The sequence below is a fragment of the Mesorhizobium sp. M5C.F.Cr.IN.023.01.1.1 genome (genome assembly GCF_003997585.1).
GTDB classification, from domain to species: domain Bacteria; phylum Pseudomonadota; class Alphaproteobacteria; order Rhizobiales; family Rhizobiaceae; genus Mesorhizobium; species Mesorhizobium wenxiniae.
Genome location: NZ_RZSU01000239.1, coordinates 1 through 1,071, shown reverse-complemented (window position 1 = coordinate 1,071; position 1,071 = coordinate 1). Strand labels below are relative to the sequence as shown.

1 pseudogene is annotated in these 1,071 nt (G+C 71.1%); it reads right to left on the bottom strand.

Annotated features, from left to right (window positions below):
* Window positions 1-1,071, bottom strand: a pseudogene (locus tag EOA78_RS35545) (chromosome segregation protein SMC); the annotation flags it as partial.

The window sequence follows — 1,071 nt, the reverse complement described above, 5'->3', positions numbered from 1 at the left end:
CGGGCCTCGACCTCCAACCGTCTTTCGTCGGCAGCGGTGAGCCGCTCTTCGGCGCGTACGCGCGTTTCGCGCGCCTCGGCCAACGACTGGATTGCTGATGTCGCGGCCTTGTCCAGTTCGGACTGCTTGCTCTCCGCCTCCTGCAACCGATCGCCGGCTGCCTGGCGCAGGCTTTCGGCTTCGGCAAGCTGCGACAGCAAGGCGCGCCGCTTGGCGTCGATCTCGTCGGGTGCGTCGGCCAGTCTTTCGCGCTCGGCCTCGGCCTCGGCCTTGCGTTCGCCGAGTGCCGCGATCTGCGTCGAGGCGTTTTCGGCGCGCTCCAGCCAGTTGCGGCGTTCCGCGCCGATGGCGTCGAGGCGGCGCGTTCGCGCTTCGGCTTCCCGCCTCAAGCCTTCATGGACGGCGCGGGCATCGGCAAGAGTGGCGCGGTCGCGAGCGACGTTGGCGGCCGACTGTTCGAGCTGCAACTGCAGATCACCGAGGTCGGGAGCGCTTTGCAGCAGCATCTCCGCCTCGACGAATGCCGCCGCCGTCTCTTCATGGCTGTCGACGATGCGCGCGCGGGCCTCGTCAAGTGCGGCGCGTCGGCTCGACAGCTCGCCGCCGGCCTTCTCGGCCTCGGCCAGCGCGTTGCGGGCGGCGTCCAGCCCATGCTGGGCGTCACGCCCGGCCTGACGGGCGTTGCGCTCGGCGTCGCTCGCTCGGGCAAGCGCCTGCTCGGCATGGGCAAGAGCCCCTTCGGCCTGGCGCAGAATGCGCGTTGCGTGGACCGCCTCGGCGTTGAGCTCAGCCAGCCGGTTTTTCTGCGCCAGCCGCTGCGCGGCCGCGGTCGGCGCGTCGGCGCTGGCGGTGAACCCGTCCCAACGCCACAGAGCCCCTTCGCGGCTGACTAGCCGCTGCCCGGGAGCAAGCAGCGCCTGCAGCCGCTTTCCGTCGCCGGCCTCGACGATGCCGATCTGCGCCAATCGGCGGGCCAGTTGCGCCGGCGCTCGGACCACGCTGGCAAGGCTCGCGATGCTTTCGGGCAGAGCGGCGTCGCCGGGCTGAATCACGCTTTGCCCCCAATGCACC